Here is a 15,215-nt window from a genome sequence, read left to right as displayed (position 1 = left end):
CATGGCGTTCACCGACCCGTTCATCCGCCGCCCGGTGCTGGCCAGCGTGGTCAGCCTGCTGATCCTCCTGCTGGGTTTTCAGGCCTGGAACAAGCTGCAGATCCGCCAGTACCCGCAGATGGAAAACGCCCTGATCACGGTGACCACCGCCTACCCGGGAGCCAATGCCGAAACCATCCAGGGCTACATCACCCAACCGCTGCAGCAGAGCCTTGCCAGCGCCGAAGGCATCGACTACATGACCTCGGTGAGCCGGCAGAACTTCTCGATCATCTCCATCTATGCGCGTATCGGCGCCGACAGCGACCGCCTGTTCACCGAATTGCTGGCCAAGGCCAACGAAGTACGCAACCAGCTGCCGCAAGACGCAGAAGACCCGGTATTGAGCAAAGAAGCCGCAGATGCCTCGGCGCTGATGTACATCAGCTTTTACAGCAAGGAAATGAGCAACCCGCAGATCACCGACTACCTGTCACGGGTCATCCAGCCGAAACTTGCAACCTTGCCGGGCATGGCCGAGGCCGAGATCCTCGGCAACCAGGTGTTCGCCATGCGCATCTGGATCGACCCGGTCAAACTGGCAGCATTCGGCCTTGCCGCCACTGACGTGACCAGCGCCGTACGCCGCTACAACTTTCTCGCCGCCGCTGGTGAGGTGAAGGGCGAATACGTGGTCACCAGCATCAACGCCAACACCGAACTGAAGTCGGCCGAGGCTTTTGCCGCATTGCCCCTCAAGACCTCCGGCGACAGCCGGGTCTTGCTCGGTGATGTGGCACGGGTCGAGATGGGAGCGGAAAATTACGACACCGTCAGCTCGTTCGATGGCACGCCTTCGGTCTACATCGGCATCAAGGCCACCCCGGCCGCCAACCCGCTGGAGGTGATCAAGGAAGTACGCCGCATCATGCCGGAGCTGGAAAGCCAGTTGCCGTCCGCGCTCAAGGGGTCGATTGCCTATGACGCCACGCTGTTCATCCAGGCCTCGATCGACGAAGTGGTCAAGACCCTTGGCGAAGCGGTGCTGATCGTCATCGTGGTGGTATTTTTATTCCTCGGCGCACTGCGCTCGATACTGATCCCGGTGGTGACCATCCCACTGTCGATGATCGGGGTGCTGTTCTTCATGCAGATGATGGGCTATTCGCTCAACCTGCTAACCCTGCTGGCAATGGTACTGGCCATCGGCCTGGTAGTGGACGATGCCATCGTCGTGGTGGAAAACATCCACCGGCACATGGAAGAAGGCAAATCGCCGTTGGACGCCGCGCTGGAAGGTGCGCGAGAAATCGCCATGCCAGTGGTGTCGATGACCATCACCCTGGCCGCGGTTTACGCACCTATCGGCTTCCTGACCGGGCTCACCGGCGCCTTGTTCAAGGAGTTCGCCCTGACCCTGGCAGGGGCGGTGATCATCTCTGGCGTCGTCGCCCTTACCCTGTCGCCGATGATGTGTGCCCTGCTGTTGCGTCGGGAGCACAATGCCAGCGGGCTGGCCCATCGCCTTGACGTGCTGTTCGAGCGGATCAAGGGCCGCTACCAGCGCCTGCTGCACAGCACCCTGAACAGCCGCCCGGTGGTGCTGGTTTTCGCTGTGATCATCCTGTGCCTGATCCCGGTGCTGCTCAAGTTCACCCAGAACGAGCTGGCACCGAACGAGGATCAGGGGGTCATTTTCATGATCAGCAGCTCGCCACAACCAGCGAACCTCGACTACCTCAATGCCTACACCGACCAGTTCACCCCATTGTTCAAGGCCTTTCCCGAATACTACTCGTCGTTCCAGATCAACGGATTCAACGGCGTGCAGAGCGGCATCGGAGGTTTCCTGCTCAAGCCTTGGAACGAGCGCGACCGCACGCAAATGGAGTTGCTGCCCCTGGTACAGGCCAAACTCGACAATATCAGCGGCCTGCAGATCTTCGGCTTCAACCTGCCGTCACTGCCGGGGACCGGCGAAGGCCTGCCGTTCCAGTTCGTCATCAATACCGCAGGTGATTACCCGGCGCTGCTGGAGGTTGCCCAACGGGTCAAGGAACGCGCCCAGGCATCGGGCAAATTTGCCTTCCTCGACATCGACCTGGCGTTCGACAAGCCCGAGGTGGTAGTCGACATCGACCGCGCCAAGGCTGCGCAGATGGGTGTATCCATGGACGTCCTTGGCGGCACCCTGGCGACCTTGCTGGGCGAGGGGGAAATCAACCGCTTCACCCTCGAAGGCCGCAGCTACAAAGTCATCGCCCAGGTCGAACGGCCCTACCGCGACAACGCCGGCTGGCTCAACAGCTATTACGTCAAGAACGACCAGGGCCAACTGCTGCCACTGTCGACCCTGATCACCCTTAGCGACCGAGCACGCCCGCGCCAGCTCAACCAGTTCCAGCAACTGAATTCGGCGATCATCCAGGGTGTGCCTTTGGTCAGCATCGGAGAAGCCTTGCAGACGGTACGGGATATTGCTGCCGAGCAGGCGCCGGACGGGTTCTCCTTCGACTACGCCGGCGCGGCACGGCAGTACATACAGGAAGGCAGCGCGCTGTGGGTGACCTTCGGCCTGGCGCTGGCGATCATCTTCCTGGTACTGGCGGCACAGTTTGAAAGCTTCCGCGACCCGCTGGTGATTCTGGTGACGGTACCGCTGTCGATCTGCGGGGCGCTGTTGCCGCTGTTCCTAGGTGTCTCCAGCATGAACATCTACACCCAGGTCGGGTTGGTGACGCTGATCGGGCTGATCAGCAAGCACGGTATCCTGATCGTCGAGTTCGCCAACCAGTTGCGTGAGGAAAAAGGGCTGAGCGCAAGGGACGCTATCGAGGAAGCTGCGGCCATTCGCCTACGCCCGGTGCTGATGACCACCGCCGCAATGGTATTTGGCATGGTGCCGCTGATTCTGGCGACCGGGGCCGGGGCGGTGAGCCGTTTTGACATCGGTACGGTGATTGCGACGGGGATGTCGATCGGGACCTTGTTTACCTTGTTTGTGCTGCCGTGTATTTACACCCTGTTGGCGCACAAGACAGCGCCGACGGAACCTGTTGTTGCATGAGCTGGCCAACTCGAGAAAGCAAAGGCCCCGCAATAGCGGGGCCTCTTGGTCTAAAAGCAGGCTTAGCCTACAGGCCGCAAGCCTTGCCGCAGCCCGAACAGAAGCAACAGCAAATCTTGGTCCGGCTGGGCCTGAATCTGCTGCTTCACGTCCCTGGGCAACGCGCATTGTTCTGCCTGTTCAGCCTTGCTGAACACCACGGGCCGCGGCTCTTCCCAGGCAGCGACCGCCACGGTGGTCACAGCCAAGCCGGCTATCAGAAACAAAGCTCGAGCGATTTCTAGTTTCATTACCCTAACCCTTTGACAGCGCTGCCAAACGCCATCTGGTAAAAGTAGAGCAATGATTGCCATTCCGCGTCATTTAGCGACGAATGGCGGCGCAACTGACGCAGGTCATTACCCGCCGCGCGCTGGCAGCTGATACGGCGGCGGCACTTCTCCAGATCGAGCAATGCCACTTCAACACTAGCCTGTTCGCCCTCGCCGATCACCTTGACGAAGACGTGCTTGCCATACAGGCAACCATGCTGCCAATGGCCCAGGTGCATGCGTGCCAGGTTGTCAGCCAACTCCTTGAGCATGCGTTCATGCACCACTTGCGGGTAATGCTCGCGCGCCCCTTGGGCATGCCAGGCATCGAGTTCGATGAAACCATCGAGCGCTTCGCTGACCAGCAGTGCACGCCATTGGCGGTCGGCATCGCGCTCGGCCCCGCAAAATACAATGCGCGGGACACGCACGCCCAATTGCTCGAAGCTGTTCAGCGCGTCGAGCTCACGCAGCACCGTCGGCCTGCCGAATGGGTGCAACAGGCTGCGGTAGATGTGCCCGACCTGGCGCTTGGCATACAGCAACTTGCCATCGGCATCGTTAAGGCGTTGCACGCCACTTTCACCACCACGGCGCTGATTCGGTTCCTCGACCCATTCGCCCTGCTGACGCCAGTAATAATCGAAGCGTGACTCCCCGCTTTGGGCTACAGCCATCAAACACTACCCCTTACGCAATACATAGACCCGCCACATGGCATAGAACGGCAGGAAATCGAGGCGTTCCTGGATTCTGAAGCCGGCGGCCTTGAATTCTTCTTCGACTGTCTCTGCCGGTAACACGAAACGATTCTGGTAGCTGCCCGGCTCCGCTTTGGCACTGCGCCGTAGCTCGAGCTTTTGACGCCGCCAGGCCTTGAAGTTTCCATCCACCCACAATGACAGGATTACGCTGTCCCGGCTAACCCTTTGAAACTCCGAAAGAATCGTTTTCCTGTGGGCCGCCTCGCCGATGTGGTGAAACAAGCGCATGCAGAAAATGCTGTCGACCGAGTTGTCCGGCAAGTCGATGGCGAACGCTGACGTTTGCAAAGGGCGTACCCGCGCTACCACCTCTGGCGGTTGTGCCGCACAGGCTGTCTCGATCATTGCCTCGGAATTGTCGGCACCGATGATCACCCTGTTGGGTTTTTCTGCCAGCAGCGGCCAGAAACGGCCCGCGCCGCAAGGCAGGTCCAGCACCAACCCCGGTTCTCCGGCCAGCGCCAAGGCGCGACGGGCCAATTGCTCATCGCGCTTATGGGAAAGGCGACGTGCCAGACCATCTTGGTGCTTGAGAAAATACTCCCGAGCATGCTGCTGGTCGTACTTCTTGGAAAATTCGAGTTTGATAGGGCTACGCATTGGGCATCTCCTGGCTCCATTGCAAGCACCTTAAGGAACACGGCGTAGGAAACAGGTCATACCAATGTGAAAAAAGTGTTATCCCTAAAGGAATATAGCCCAGCAATTTACTCGCACAGCTTTGACGGATCGGACTTTTCAGCGCTTTGGCTCAAGTCCACCTGAAAGCGGCAACCATGGGGGGCTGTAGAGGTCAGCGTAACGCGCCATCCCTGATCGTCACAGATCCGTTGTACCAGCGATAAGCCAAGGCCCAGACCTTCGCCACGTCGCTCATCACCACGCACGAAGGGTTTGAACATCGCTTCGCGCTGCTCCTCCGGAATGCCGACCCCGCTGTCTTCGACGCTGAACCCATTGGCTTCAAGACTCAGGCGGATGTAACCACTGTCGGTGTAGTGCGCAGCGTTGCGCAAAAGGTTGCCCATCACCGATTGCAGGAACGTCGCGTTATACAGCAGCGGTCCTGCACTGACGCGGCCATCGAAGTACAGCGTCAGCCCTTTCTGCTCGATGGTATCGCGCCATACGCCAATCAGATCGTCGGCCACCTCGCGCAGCGTCGCTTGGGAGGCCACGGCACCCTGGTCACGCTGGGCACGGGCGAGCATCAGGAAGGTTTTGACCAACTCACGCATTTCTTCGGTAGCCCGGGCGATGCGCTCAACCTGGCTACGTGAGCGGCTATCCAGACTGGGGTTTTCGATCAACAGCTCGCAGGAGGTGGCCAGAACCATCAGCGGCGTGCGCAATTCGTGGCTGACATCACTGGTGAACAGACGCTCGCGGGTCAGTGCATCGCGCAAACGGCCAAGCGTATCGTCGAAGGCCACTGCTAGCTGGCCGACTTCATCGGCTGCGTAATCGGGTGCCAAGGGCGGTGCCAGGCCAAGCAGCTGATCACGATGGCGTACTTGCCGCGCCAGGCGGATCACCGGTGCCATCACTCGTCGCGCCAGCAGCCAGCCGAGAAACACTGCCAGGACCAGGCTGAGCACAAAACCCACCACGACGACGGCGAACAGTACCCGTTCGCGCTCTTCGAAATCGCTCTGGTCCTGCAGCAATACGTAATGTCGGCCGTCTACGATTTCCACCATTGCGTGGTAGGAAAGCTGGTCACGGAATACCTCATGAAAGCCTGCATCGAGGTGGCGCAAGTCTTTTGGCAGCTCGAAGTCATCGCGCCCACCGCTGAAGTAGAACAACTGGTCAGGGCGCGGCCGATGGCTCCAGTCACTGATGCTGTCCATACGCAACAGACGCTGCAGGTCGCCGCCCAGCACCGAGGAGATCAAGCGCTCTTCAACCAGATGGACAGTGGCGACGATACCGAAGGCGAACGCCCCAGCCACCAGCGCGCTCATCAGCGCAAACGCGATGATGATGCGCTGCGCCAGGCTTTGCTTAAACTCCATCGCGACCCTCGGCGAGGCGATAGCCGACGCCATGGACGGTATGCAGCAACGGCTTTTCGAACGGTTTGTCGATTACTTGGCGCAGCTGGTGTACATGGCTGCGCAAGCTGTCGCTGTCGGGGCAATCATCACCCCACAACGCCTCTTCCAGTACCTCGCGGCGCAACACGTGGGGGCTTTTCTGCATCAGCACGGCGAGCAGCTTGAGGCCGACAGGGTTGAGCTTGAGCAAGCGCCCCTGGCGGGTGACTTCGAGGGTATCAAGGTCGTAGCTCAGGTCGGCAACCTGCAGGGTGCGCCGCCCGCCACCCTGGGCGCGACGCAGCACGGCTTCGATGCGCGCGGCGAGTTCGGACAGGGCGAACGGTTTGAGCAGGTAATCGTCGGCGCCGGAGCGGAAGCCCTGCAGGCGGTCGTCGAGTTGGTCGCGGGCGGTCAGCATGATCACTGGCGTATCGCGACGGGCATCCTCGCGCAGGCGCTTGCACAGGGTGTAACCGTCGATTCCAGGCAGCATGATATCGAGCACGATAAGGTCGTAATGCTCGGTGGCAGCCAGGTGCAAACCTGACAGGCCGTCCTGGGCGCAGTCGACGGTGTAGCCCTTCATGCCCAGATAATCAGCCAGGTTGGCAAGGATATCGCGGTTGTCTTCAACCAAAAGAATGCGCATCGGGTTCTCCTGTGCGGCGCTTCGCTGTGGTGCGCGGCAGGCGCAGCTTAAGGCCATCGCCCGGACAGTGCCAGTGCTGGTAGAAATTCAGCGAAGTTGACGCAAACGAAAAAGCCCCGATTCTCACGAATCGGGGCTTTTTCCTGTTACAGGGGGGTGAGGCTGGCTTACATCATGCCGCCCATACCGCCCATGCCGCCCATGTCTGGCATGCCGCCAGCTGGCTTGTCTTCCGGCAGATCTGCAACCATGGCTTCGGTGGTGATCATCAGACCGCCGATCGAAGCAGCTGCTTGCAGGGCCGAACGGGTGACCTTGGCTGGGTCAAGGATACCCATCTCGATCATGTCGCCGTATTCGCCGGTAGCAGCGTTGTAGCCGTAGTTACCCGAACCTTGCTTGACCTTGTCGGCCACAACGCTTGGCTCATCGCCGGCGTTGGCAGTGATCTGGCGCAGCGGCGCTTCAACAGCGCGACGCAGCAGGGCGATACCGACGTTCTGGTCTTCGTTGTCGCCTTTGAGGTCGACAATGGCGGCCAGAGCGCGAACCAGGGCAACACCACCGCCAGGCACCACGCCTTCTTCGACGGCTGCACGGGTAGCGTGCAGGGCGTCTTCAACGCGGGCTTTCTTCTCTTTCATTTCAACTTCGGTGCCAGCACCGACCTTGATCACGGCAACACCGCCAGCCAGCTTAGCCAGGCGCTCTTGCAGCTTCTCACGGTCGTAGTCCGAAGAGGTTTCTTCGATCTGAGCACGGATCTGCTTGACGCGTGCTTCGATGTCGGCGTCAACGCCAGCACCGTCGATGATGGTGGTGTTTTCCTTGGACAGGATAACGCGCTTGGCGTTACCCAGGTGCTCCAGGGTAGTGGTTTCCAGGGTCAGGCCGATTTCTTCGGAGATCACCTGGCCGCCGGTCAGGACGGCGATGTCCTGCAGCATGGCCTTGCGACGGTCGCCAAAACCTGGTGCCTTGACTGCAGCAACCTTGACGATACCGCGCATGTTGTTGACGACCAGGGTAGCCAGAGCTTCGCCTTCGACGTCTTCAGCAACGATCAGCAGTGGGCGGCCGGCCTTGGCAACGGCTTCCAGAACTGGCAGCAGCTCACGAATGTTGGAGATTTTCTTGTCAACCAGCAGCAGCAGCGGGCTTTCCAGCTCGGCAACCATGGTGTCCGGCTTGTTGACGAAGTAAGGCGACAGGTAGCCGCGATCGAACTGCATGCCTTCTACGACGGACAGTTCGTTTTCCAGGCCCGAGCCTTCTTCAACGGTGATCACGCCTTCTTTGCCGACTTTTTCCATGGCTTCAGCGATGATTTCGCCGATGGAGTTGTCGGAGTTGGCGGAGATGGTGCCAACCTGAGCGATTGCCTTGGAGTCGGCGCATGGCTTGGACAGGTTTTTCAGCTCGGCGACGACGGCAGCGGTGGCCTTGTCGATGCCGCGCTTGAGGTCCATCGGGTTCATGCCGGCAGCGACGGCCTTCAGGCCTTCGTTGACGATGGCCTGAGCCAGAACGGTCGCGGTGGTGGTGCCGTCACCGGCAGCATCGTTGGCCTTGGAAGCGACTTCCTTGACCAACTGGGCGCCCATGTTCTCGAAGGCGTCTTTGAGCTCGATTTCTTTGGCGACGGAAACGCCGTCCTTGGTGATGGTCGGCGCGCCGAAGCTCTTGGCCAGAACCACGTTGCGGCCTTTCGGGCCCAGGGTCGCTTTTACCGCGTCAGCCAGAACGTTGACGCCAACCAGCATTTTTTTACGGGCGGAATCGCCGAATTTTACGTCTTTAGCAGCCATGATCGTTTAATCCTTGAAATTCTTTGGAGTAACGGGAAGTCGGGGAAATCAGCCTTCGACAACGGCGAGGATTTCGTTCTCGCTCATTACCAGCAGGTCTTCGCCATCGACTTTCACGGTGTTGCTGCCCGAGTAAGGGCCGAAAACCACTTTGTCACCCACTTTGACGGCCAGCGCACGTACTTCGCCGTTGTCCAGGATGCGACCGGTGCCGACGGCGACAACTTCGCCACGGTTTGGTTTTTCAGCGGCCGAACCCGGCAGGACGATACCGCCAGCGGTTTTCGATTCTTCTTCGCTGCGACGGATGACTACGCGGTCATGCAGAGGACGAAGCTTCATTGTCGATCTCTCCCAATTTGTGGTTTTCATCGGCCGGTGTCGACACCGGCGGGTTGATGCGGTCCGGCGTTGCCGGGGGTGGCCCGCGACGGGCGAACCACCTGTGTATTGTCTGGTGTTGCCACCAGAAACCTTGCGGTGACCACATACATGAGGCCGGCATGATCAATTACAAGGCTTGCTACAGAAATTTTTTCAACGAGCAGAAAAGCTTGGGGCCGCAAAGCGGCCCCAGGATGTCTACTTGTCGCGACGCTCGTATTCGCCTTCGATCACATTGGGCCGGTGGCCGCTGTCGCGCGGCTGTGCCTGAAAGGGGTCATCCTGAAACGCCCGCTGGCGCATGGCCTGGGCCTCGGCACGCTGACGCATCTTGCGCGCGGCAAGGTGGCGGGTGAAGGGCAGCAGGCAGAGCAGGCCCAGCACGTCACTGATGAAGCCCGGGAGCAGCAGCAGGCCACCACCCACCGCCAGCATCAGGCCCTGGAACATGTCCTCGGCGGGCAGTTCGCCACGCTGCAGGCTCTCACGGGCACGCAAGGCGGTGGCCAGGCCAGCCACACGCATTACCAGCACACCCAAAGCGGAACCTGCGATGATCAACAGCAACGCCGGGAAGAAACCGATGGCTGCGCTGACCTTGACGAAGACGAACAACTCCAGCACAGGGAAAAGCAGAAACAGCAGTAGAAAAACACGCATCAAGGATTCCTCGACGGAAGACTATCTTCCTTTAAGACCATCAGATGGATGCGTGCGCTCGGTTTTTCAAGCTTCGATTTCTGTCGCGGCCGGCCATTGGTCGGCGCGCGCCAGCAAAACCAAGGCTTCGCGAACTTGTGTCGGCGTATTGCAATTGCTTGGGAAAGCTAGCCAATGGATACCTTGGCCTATGCGCAGGTGCATGCCTTCGCTGTCGATGCCAACCATCTGTGCTGGCGCGCTGCACGGCAAGTCGCTCAGTTCGACGTAGTGGGCGATGGCGTTGGCATGGTCGCTGTTCATGTGCTCGATCATGCTGGCCTCCGCCTTGCCGGCGAAGGGGTTGGCCAACGTCACTTGGTCGAGCCAGTGGATCGCACCGAAGCCACCTATGTAACGATGGCGCACCGGCTGAAGCACCCAGAAATCGAAATCGTGCGCCTTGTGATAGTTGGCGGCATCGGGGAAGTAACGGTAATAGCGTTCGGCAGCGGCGTCGACGGTAGCCTCATCGACCAGTTTGTGGGCCTCGGCCATGATGGTCAGGCGGCCAACGGCCTGCACATCCTCGGCTTCCCGCTCCCCCACCAGCAAGGAGCACTTCGGGTCTTTCTGCAGGTTGTGGGTGTGCTGGGCGATGCGACTGATGAGGATCAGCGGGTTGCCTTCGGCATCCAGGCAGTAAGGTACCACCGACCCGAACGGGAAGCCGGGCATGGACTTGGAATGGGTCGAGAGTACACCGCGGTACTCCTTGAGCAGCAGTTCCCGGGCGGGGCGGATGGCCTTTTGACTCACGTCTGACTCCTCGACAGGTAGCTATTGGGTTGCAAGCTACCTGTTAGCTTCAAGCTTCAAGCTGCAAGCTGCAAGCTGCAAGCTGCAAGAAAAAGCAGGAGCGAGGCGCCCTGCCACTAGCTTTCGCTTGCAGCTTGAAGCTGACCTATCACCAGGTCACACCGAAGCCTGCGGTATAGCGCGTTTTGTCCAGGTCACTCTCACGCGTGCCAGTGATGATGTCTTTTTCTGCCTTGAGGTTGAGCGAGGCCCATTCGGTCACTTTGTAGCGCAGGCCCACCTCGGCATCCAGCGAATAGTCGGCAACGCCCCCCAAAGGCTTGGCGAACTCGCCATTGGTGAACAGCTGGACATTCTTGCCGATCAGGTAACGGGTGTAGTCCCACTTCACAGCTGCCGAGTAGAAGTTGTCCTTGCCGCCATCCTGGTATTCGAAGTCGGTGCGGTTGATCAGTGAGCCAAGCGAGAACGCGCCCAGTTCGTCATCCCAGAACTGGTAACCGGGGCCGGTACCCACGGTGCGCTGGCGCGCCAGATCCTCGATGTGATCACGCTTGTACTCAAGACGCCCCTGCCAGAACCACTTCTCGGTGATGAAGCGATCGAGCGCGTACTCTGCGCTCCAGTTGTTGGCCGTGGTGACGTCGTCCTTGGTCTCGCGGTTGTACTCACCTTCAGCGTTGTGCCGCCAGCGGCCATGGCGGGCCGTGGTCTTGAAGCCGATGTCATAGTCGTCGGTATCGTTCTCGGCACGTTTGTAGTCCAGCGCGGCATCGACATTACCTTTCCACACCAGGTCCTCGACCACAGGCTTGGGCTTCATGATCTGCTCGATGCTGGCAAGTTCTACAGTCTTGGGCGTCTCACCGTTGGCCAGGGTCACCTTGCCAGGCTCGGCGGCCTTCAACGACTTGGCCCGTTCGCCGTTGTAGGCGTCCTGCTTGACCAGCAGCTCCTGGTCGCTCTCCAGGGTCTGGACCTGTTTCCAGTCCAGCGAGACAGAACCACCGTATGGGGTCTCCAGCAGCAGCTTGCCACCGTCAAAGACGCGAATCTTACCGCTCAACCGGTCCCCGTTCTTCATCCACACGGTGTCGGCGAACGCAGGAGCAGCGCACAGGGAAGCGGTCAACAGGCACAACAAGGATCTAGAATGCATAAGCGGGGTACGGGTTCGATTAGACGAAAAAGCCGGGCATTATCCGGATGCCGACGACCAGAGCAAGGAATGACCCACCATAATGCTGTTGAGTTCAATACACATTTGCCGTGACCACTGGTCCGGTTTCACTAGAGGCCAGGGCTGCCGGGATGTCTGAGGCACATGGGCACGCGCTGGAAACGCCCGAGGCCCGACGAACGGCGCTGTATTCCGTGCTGGGCCAGGTGCCAGAAGGCAAGGTGGTCAGCTACGGCCAACTCGCCGAATTGGCAGGGCTTGGCCGAGCGGCACGTTGGGTTGGAAAGACCCTTGGTCAGCTCCCTGCGGACACCCGTCTACCGTGGCACCGTGTACTGGGTGCCGGCGGTCGTCTGAGCCTGGCGCTGGGGACTCCTTCGGGTGATGAACAAAGGGCGCGACTGCGTGCGGAGGGCGTGAATGTAGCCAATAATCGTGTGGATATGATGCGTCATGGCTGGCGCCCAATGGAGCACAGCGGTTAGAGTGCGCGTTTTGTTTTCGCAAAGTTGAGGCAGATGTTGGCCCATGCCCCGTAAAACCTGGCGCGCTGCGCTCGCTGCCTATGCCAGCCCGTCAACCCTGGTGCTTCTGCTGCTCGGCTTTGCTGCCGGTCTGCCCTATATGCTGGTGTTTTCGACCCTGTCGGTGTGGCTGCGCGAAGCTGGCGTGGCGCGCGAAACCATTGGCTATGCCAGCCTGATCGGCCTTGCCTATGCCTTCAAATGGGTATGGTCGCCGTTGCTCGATCAGTGGCGGTTGCCACTGCTGGGTGGGCTGGGTCGCCGGCGCTCGTGGCTGTTGCTGTCACAGGCACTGGTGGTGATCGGCCTGGTGGGCATGAGCCTGTGTGACCCTCAGCAACATCTGTCGTGGCTGATCGCTTTGGCCGTGCTGGTCGCGTTCGCGTCTGCCACCCAGGACATCGCCGTCGATGCCTATCGCCTGGAGATCGCCGACGATCAACGCCAGGCCGCCCTGGCCGCAAGCTACATGGCCGGTTACCGGATCGCTGCGCTGCTCGCCACCGCTGGCGCTCTGTTCTTTGCCGAATGGTTCGGCTCCACCGGTTTCAGCTACTTGCACAAAGCCTGGGCCGGCACTTACGTACTGTTCGGCGTGATGATGCTGCCTGCGCTGTTTACCACGCTGGTGATGCGCGAACCTCCCGTGCCATTGCGCACCCAGTTGTCGGCAGCGCGCTACGGGCTTATTCACCAGCTGGCCTCGGTGTTTGTGCTTATCATCCTGCTGGTGTCGGTACCGGCAAGCTTCACCCAGCTGTTCAACACCGACTGGGCCAGCGTCATCTTCGGCAATGCCACACCACTGGACCTGCTGCTCGAAGACCGCGCCTTCCTGCGTCTTATCCTCTATGTGCTGCTGAGCTGGGCGTGCCTGTCGAGCATGGGCCGTCGCGGCCTGGCGCCAGTGCTGACGCCAGTCAACGACTTCATCACCCGCTATCGCTGGCAGGCCCTGCTGCTGCTGGGCCTGATCGCCACCTATCGGATGTCGGACACGGTGATGGGCGTCATGGCCAACGTGTTCTACATCGACATGGGCTTCACCAAGGATCAGATTGCCAGCGTCAGCAAGATCTTCGGCCTGATCATGACCTTGGTGGGCGCAGGTGCAGGTGGGCTGCTGATCGTGCGTTTCGGCATACTGCCGATACTGTTCATCGGCGGGGCGGCCTCGGCGGGCACCAACATCCTTTTCCTGATGCTGGCCGACATGGGTCCGAACCTTCAAATGCTGGTGGTGACCATTTCGCTGGACAACTTCAGCTCGGGCCTGGCGACATCGGCATTCGTCGCCTACCTGTCGAGCCTGACCAACCTGAAGTTCTCGGCCACGCAATATGCCCTTCTCAGCTCGATCATGCTGCTGTTGCCACGCCTGATCGGCGGCTATTCGGGGGTGATTGTCGAGAAGTTCGGTTATCACGACTTCTTCCTGATCACCGCACTGCTGGGTGTACCGACCTTGATCCTGATCGCCTTGCAATGGCGACAGGAAGCGGGCCGCGGGAAACAGGCACCTGTGGAGAACTCGGCGACCGAGCAGCCCTGAGGGGGCCAGTGCAATCGCTACTGAGCGACAGCCCCCTCATCAGGCCGGCTACCTACCACAAACCACAGCGGCCAGAGCGCCAGCGCCCCCGCTACACCTGCCGCCAGGGCAAAGTGCATCAAGCTCGCACCTGCTCCGATCATCGCCATCAGCGCTCCACCCAAACCCAGCAAGGCAATGGTGATCATCCCCAGCATCGCAGACACCAAACCTTTGCTCTGATCGCTGGAGAACAGCGTCATGCGGTACAGCACCGCATTGGCTACGCCCAGGCCCAGGGCATACAGCGACATGCCCGCCACCACGCTGGTCACGGTGGGCCAGTACCAGGTGGCCAGCACCATCAGGCACAAACCTGCCAGGTATGGCCACAGCGCACCGCGCACCAGCGCCGGCAACGGATAGCGGTCAGCGATACGGTTGATGATCAGGTTGCCGAGGATCAGCCCTCCGAATACCGGCAACTGCCACAGGGCGTATTCCATCGTGCTGAGCCCCTCATCGTGGATAAGCAACACGGGTGAGAGGCCGATCCAGCCGATCAGCGGCAGCCCCACCAGGCCCAAAGCCGCGCTGCCGGCGACGAAACGCCGGTTGGCCAGCAGCTGGCCATAGCCCGCCAGTAGCGGCAGCAGCTGGATCGGTGTGAACGCCAGGCGTGAGCCGTCACGCCGCTCCACGCCCAAGGTCTCGGGCATCAAGCGGTAGAGCAGGCCCCACACCAACACAGCGCCAACGGCGAACGCCACGAACAGCCAGCGCCAGTCCAGCCATTGCAACATCAGGGTACCCACCAGCGGGCCGAGCAGTGGCGACAGCAAGGCAATATTGGCCAGCAATGCCATCATCCGCACCGCATCGGCCTCGCTGAACGCTTCGTTCAAGGCCGGGTAGCTGACTGTCACCACAAAACCCAGGCCGATACCCTGCAATAGCCGCAGCAGGTTGAAAAGGCCAATGTCCTGCACCCAATAGGTGGCCAGGCAAGCCGCACCAAAGAGCGCGCAACCGGCCAGCAGCAGCGGACGACGGCCATAACGGTCGGCCAGCGGGCCGATCAGCCACTGCAGTACCACACCACCGAGCAGGTACAGGTTCAACGCGTGCGGGATGTATTCGGGGCTGGCGTTCAGATGGTCGACCACCACCGGCATGGCCGGCATGACGGCGTCGCTGGCCAGGTAGGTCAGCAGTTCGAACAAGGCCAGGGTCAGGCCGAACAACAGGGCTCTGAGAGGGGTGATGTACAGCAATGGTTTCATGGTGGATATCGGTGCAGAGGCAGGTGGGGTCAGGCTATATGCCAGAAATGACGCGGCTTGGCTGTGAACAAGTGTAACGACAAGGGGCCGCTGCGCGCCCCAATCGCCGGCATGCCGGCTCTCACAAGCTCACTGCAAGCATCAGGCGCAGTGCATTACCTGTGGGAGATTCTATGGTTGAAAACAACGGTCTTTAGGCCGTTCTGCTTACGTATTCCTCCTTCTTCTTCATCAG

Annotated in this window: 14 protein-coding genes; 3 read left to right on the top strand and 11 right to left on the bottom strand. The window is 60.3% G+C overall.

The window, feature by feature from the left end; all coding sequences use genetic code 11:
• Window position 1: 1 nt before the first annotated feature.
• On the top strand, window positions 2–3,046 hold the full coding sequence (locus ACW4TB_RS13535; RefSeq protein WP_455828376.1) for a multidrug efflux RND transporter permease subunit: 3,045 nt from the start codon (window positions 2–4) through the stop codon (window positions 3,044–3,046).
• A 62-nt stretch (window positions 3,047–3,108) separates the two neighbouring features.
• On the opposite strand, the gene ACW4TB_RS13530 is transcribed toward ACW4TB_RS13535, so the two are convergent.
• The 10 genes from ACW4TB_RS13530 to ACW4TB_RS13485 all read right to left on the bottom strand — a co-directional run bounded on the left by ACW4TB_RS13530 (window position 3,109) and on the right by ACW4TB_RS13485 (window position 11,594).
• Window positions 3,109–3,336 (bottom strand): hypothetical protein, encoded by a 228-nt coding sequence (locus tag ACW4TB_RS13530; RefSeq protein ID WP_012312894.1) that lies wholly within the window; start codon window positions 3,334–3,336, stop codon window positions 3,109–3,111.
• Window positions 3,336–4,034 carry a lipopolysaccharide kinase InaA family protein gene (locus tag ACW4TB_RS13525; RefSeq protein WP_012312893.1) on the bottom strand — a complete coding sequence of 233 codons (699 nt, stop codon included), beginning with the start codon at window positions 4,032–4,034 and terminating at the stop codon, window positions 3,336–3,338. The genes ACW4TB_RS13530 and ACW4TB_RS13525 overlap by 1 nt, the downstream gene beginning before the upstream one ends.
• 6 nt (window positions 4,035–4,040) lie before the next feature.
• A complete protein-coding gene (locus tag ACW4TB_RS13520) occupies window positions 4,041–4,721 on the bottom strand; it encodes a class I SAM-dependent methyltransferase (RefSeq protein WP_254467189.1) in 681 nt (226 codons plus the stop codon).
• A gap of 107 nt (window positions 4,722–4,828) precedes the next feature.
• The gene (locus tag ACW4TB_RS13515; RefSeq protein ID WP_012312891.1) at window positions 4,829–6,139 is read right to left on the bottom strand and encodes a sensor histidine kinase; all 1,311 of its coding nucleotides are present in this window, start codon (window positions 6,137–6,139) and stop codon (window positions 4,829–4,831) included.
• The gene (colR, locus tag ACW4TB_RS13510; protein WP_003255215.1) at window positions 6,129–6,812 is read right to left on the bottom strand and encodes a two-component system response regulator ColR; all 684 of its coding nucleotides are present in this window, start codon (window positions 6,810–6,812) and stop codon (window positions 6,129–6,131) included. Before colR ends, ACW4TB_RS13515 begins: the two co-directional genes overlap by 11 nt.
• A gap of 167 nt (window positions 6,813–6,979) precedes the next feature.
• Complete coding sequence (gene groL, locus ACW4TB_RS13505) at window positions 6,980–8,620, bottom strand: chaperonin GroEL (RefSeq protein ID WP_012312890.1); 1,641 nt, start codon at window positions 8,618–8,620, stop codon at window positions 6,980–6,982.
• 48 nt (window positions 8,621–8,668) lie between these two features.
• A complete protein-coding gene (locus ACW4TB_RS13500) occupies window positions 8,669–8,962 on the bottom strand; it encodes a co-chaperone GroES (RefSeq protein ID WP_009395550.1) in 294 nt (97 codons plus the stop codon).
• A 240-nt stretch (window positions 8,963–9,202) separates the two neighbouring features.
• Window positions 9,203–9,664 carry an FxsA family protein gene (locus ACW4TB_RS13495; protein ID WP_012312889.1) on the bottom strand — a complete coding sequence of 154 codons (462 nt, stop codon included), beginning with the start codon at window positions 9,662–9,664 and terminating at the stop codon, window positions 9,203–9,205.
• Between the two features lie 66 nt (window positions 9,665–9,730).
• Window positions 9,731–10,462, bottom strand: a complete 732-nt coding sequence (locus tag ACW4TB_RS13490) for a HugZ family pyridoxamine 5'-phosphate oxidase (protein WP_012312888.1) — start codon at window positions 10,460–10,462, stop codon at window positions 9,731–9,733.
• Window positions 10,463–10,610: 148 nt separating this feature from the next.
• On the bottom strand, window positions 10,611–11,594 hold the full coding sequence (locus ACW4TB_RS13485; RefSeq protein WP_455842998.1) for a DUF481 domain-containing protein: 984 nt from the start codon (window positions 11,592–11,594) through the stop codon (window positions 10,611–10,613).
• A 179-nt stretch (window positions 11,595–11,773) separates the two neighbouring features.
• Between ACW4TB_RS13485 and ACW4TB_RS13480 the strand changes: the two genes are divergently transcribed.
• Window positions 11,774–12,127, top strand: coding sequence for an MGMT family protein (locus ACW4TB_RS13480; RefSeq protein ID WP_279929444.1), 354 nt, complete (start codon window positions 11,774–11,776; stop codon window positions 12,125–12,127).
• Window positions 12,128–12,170: 43 nt separating this feature from the next.
• A complete protein-coding gene (locus ACW4TB_RS13475; protein ID WP_012312885.1) occupies window positions 12,171–13,718 on the top strand; it encodes an AmpG family muropeptide MFS transporter in 1,548 nt (515 codons plus the stop codon).
• 17 nt (window positions 13,719–13,735) lie between these two features.
• On the opposite strand, the gene ACW4TB_RS13470 is transcribed toward ACW4TB_RS13475, so the two are convergent.
• Window positions 13,736–14,980, bottom strand: a complete 1,245-nt coding sequence (locus ACW4TB_RS13470) for an MFS transporter (protein WP_012312884.1) — start codon at window positions 14,978–14,980, stop codon at window positions 13,736–13,738.
• Window positions 14,981–15,215: the final 235 nt, after the last annotated feature.

This window comes from Lelliottia jeotgali (assembly GCF_977070485.1).
Note: the sequence above shows the minus strand (reverse complement) of the source record. Positions and strands in the feature narration are given on the sequence as shown.

What these genes read in the sequence shown, in the direction of transcription:
- ACW4TB_RS13535 (WP_455828376.1), top strand. Translation starts at nt 2, where the DNA reads ATGGCGTTCACCGACCCGTTCATCCGCCGCCCGGTGCTGGCCAGCGTG.
- ACW4TB_RS13530 (WP_012312894.1), bottom strand. Translation starts at nt 3,336, where the DNA reads ATGAAACTAGAAATCGCTCGAGCTTTGTTTCTGATAGCCGGCTTGGCT.
- ACW4TB_RS13525 (WP_012312893.1), bottom strand. Translation starts at nt 4,034, where the DNA reads ATGGCTGTAGCCCAAAGCGGGGAGTCACGCTTCGATTATTACTGGCGT.
- ACW4TB_RS13520 (WP_254467189.1), bottom strand. Translation starts at nt 4,721, where the DNA reads ATGCGTAGCCCTATCAAACTCGAATTTTCCAAGAAGTACGACCAGCAG.
- ACW4TB_RS13515 (WP_012312891.1), bottom strand. Translation starts at nt 6,139, where the DNA reads ATGGAGTTTAAGCAAAGCCTGGCGCAGCGCATCATCATCGCGTTTGCG.
- colR (WP_003255215.1), bottom strand. Translation starts at nt 6,812, where the DNA reads ATGCGCATTCTTTTGGTTGAAGACAACCGCGATATCCTTGCCAACCTG.
- groL (WP_012312890.1), bottom strand. Translation starts at nt 8,620, where the DNA reads ATGGCTGCTAAAGACGTAAAATTCGGCGATTCCGCCCGTAAAAAAATG.
- ACW4TB_RS13500 (WP_009395550.1), bottom strand. Translation starts at nt 8,962, where the DNA reads ATGAAGCTTCGTCCTCTGCATGACCGCGTAGTCATCCGTCGCAGCGAA.
- ACW4TB_RS13495 (WP_012312889.1), bottom strand. Translation starts at nt 9,664, where the DNA reads ATGCGTGTTTTTCTACTGCTGTTTCTGCTTTTCCCTGTGCTGGAGTTG.
- ACW4TB_RS13480 (WP_279929444.1), top strand. Translation starts at nt 11,774, where the DNA reads ATGTCTGAGGCACATGGGCACGCGCTGGAAACGCCCGAGGCCCGACGA.
- ACW4TB_RS13475 (WP_012312885.1), top strand. Translation starts at nt 12,171, where the DNA reads ATGCCCCGTAAAACCTGGCGCGCTGCGCTCGCTGCCTATGCCAGCCCG.
- ACW4TB_RS13470 (WP_012312884.1), bottom strand. Translation starts at nt 14,980, where the DNA reads ATGAAACCATTGCTGTACATCACCCCTCTCAGAGCCCTGTTGTTCGGC.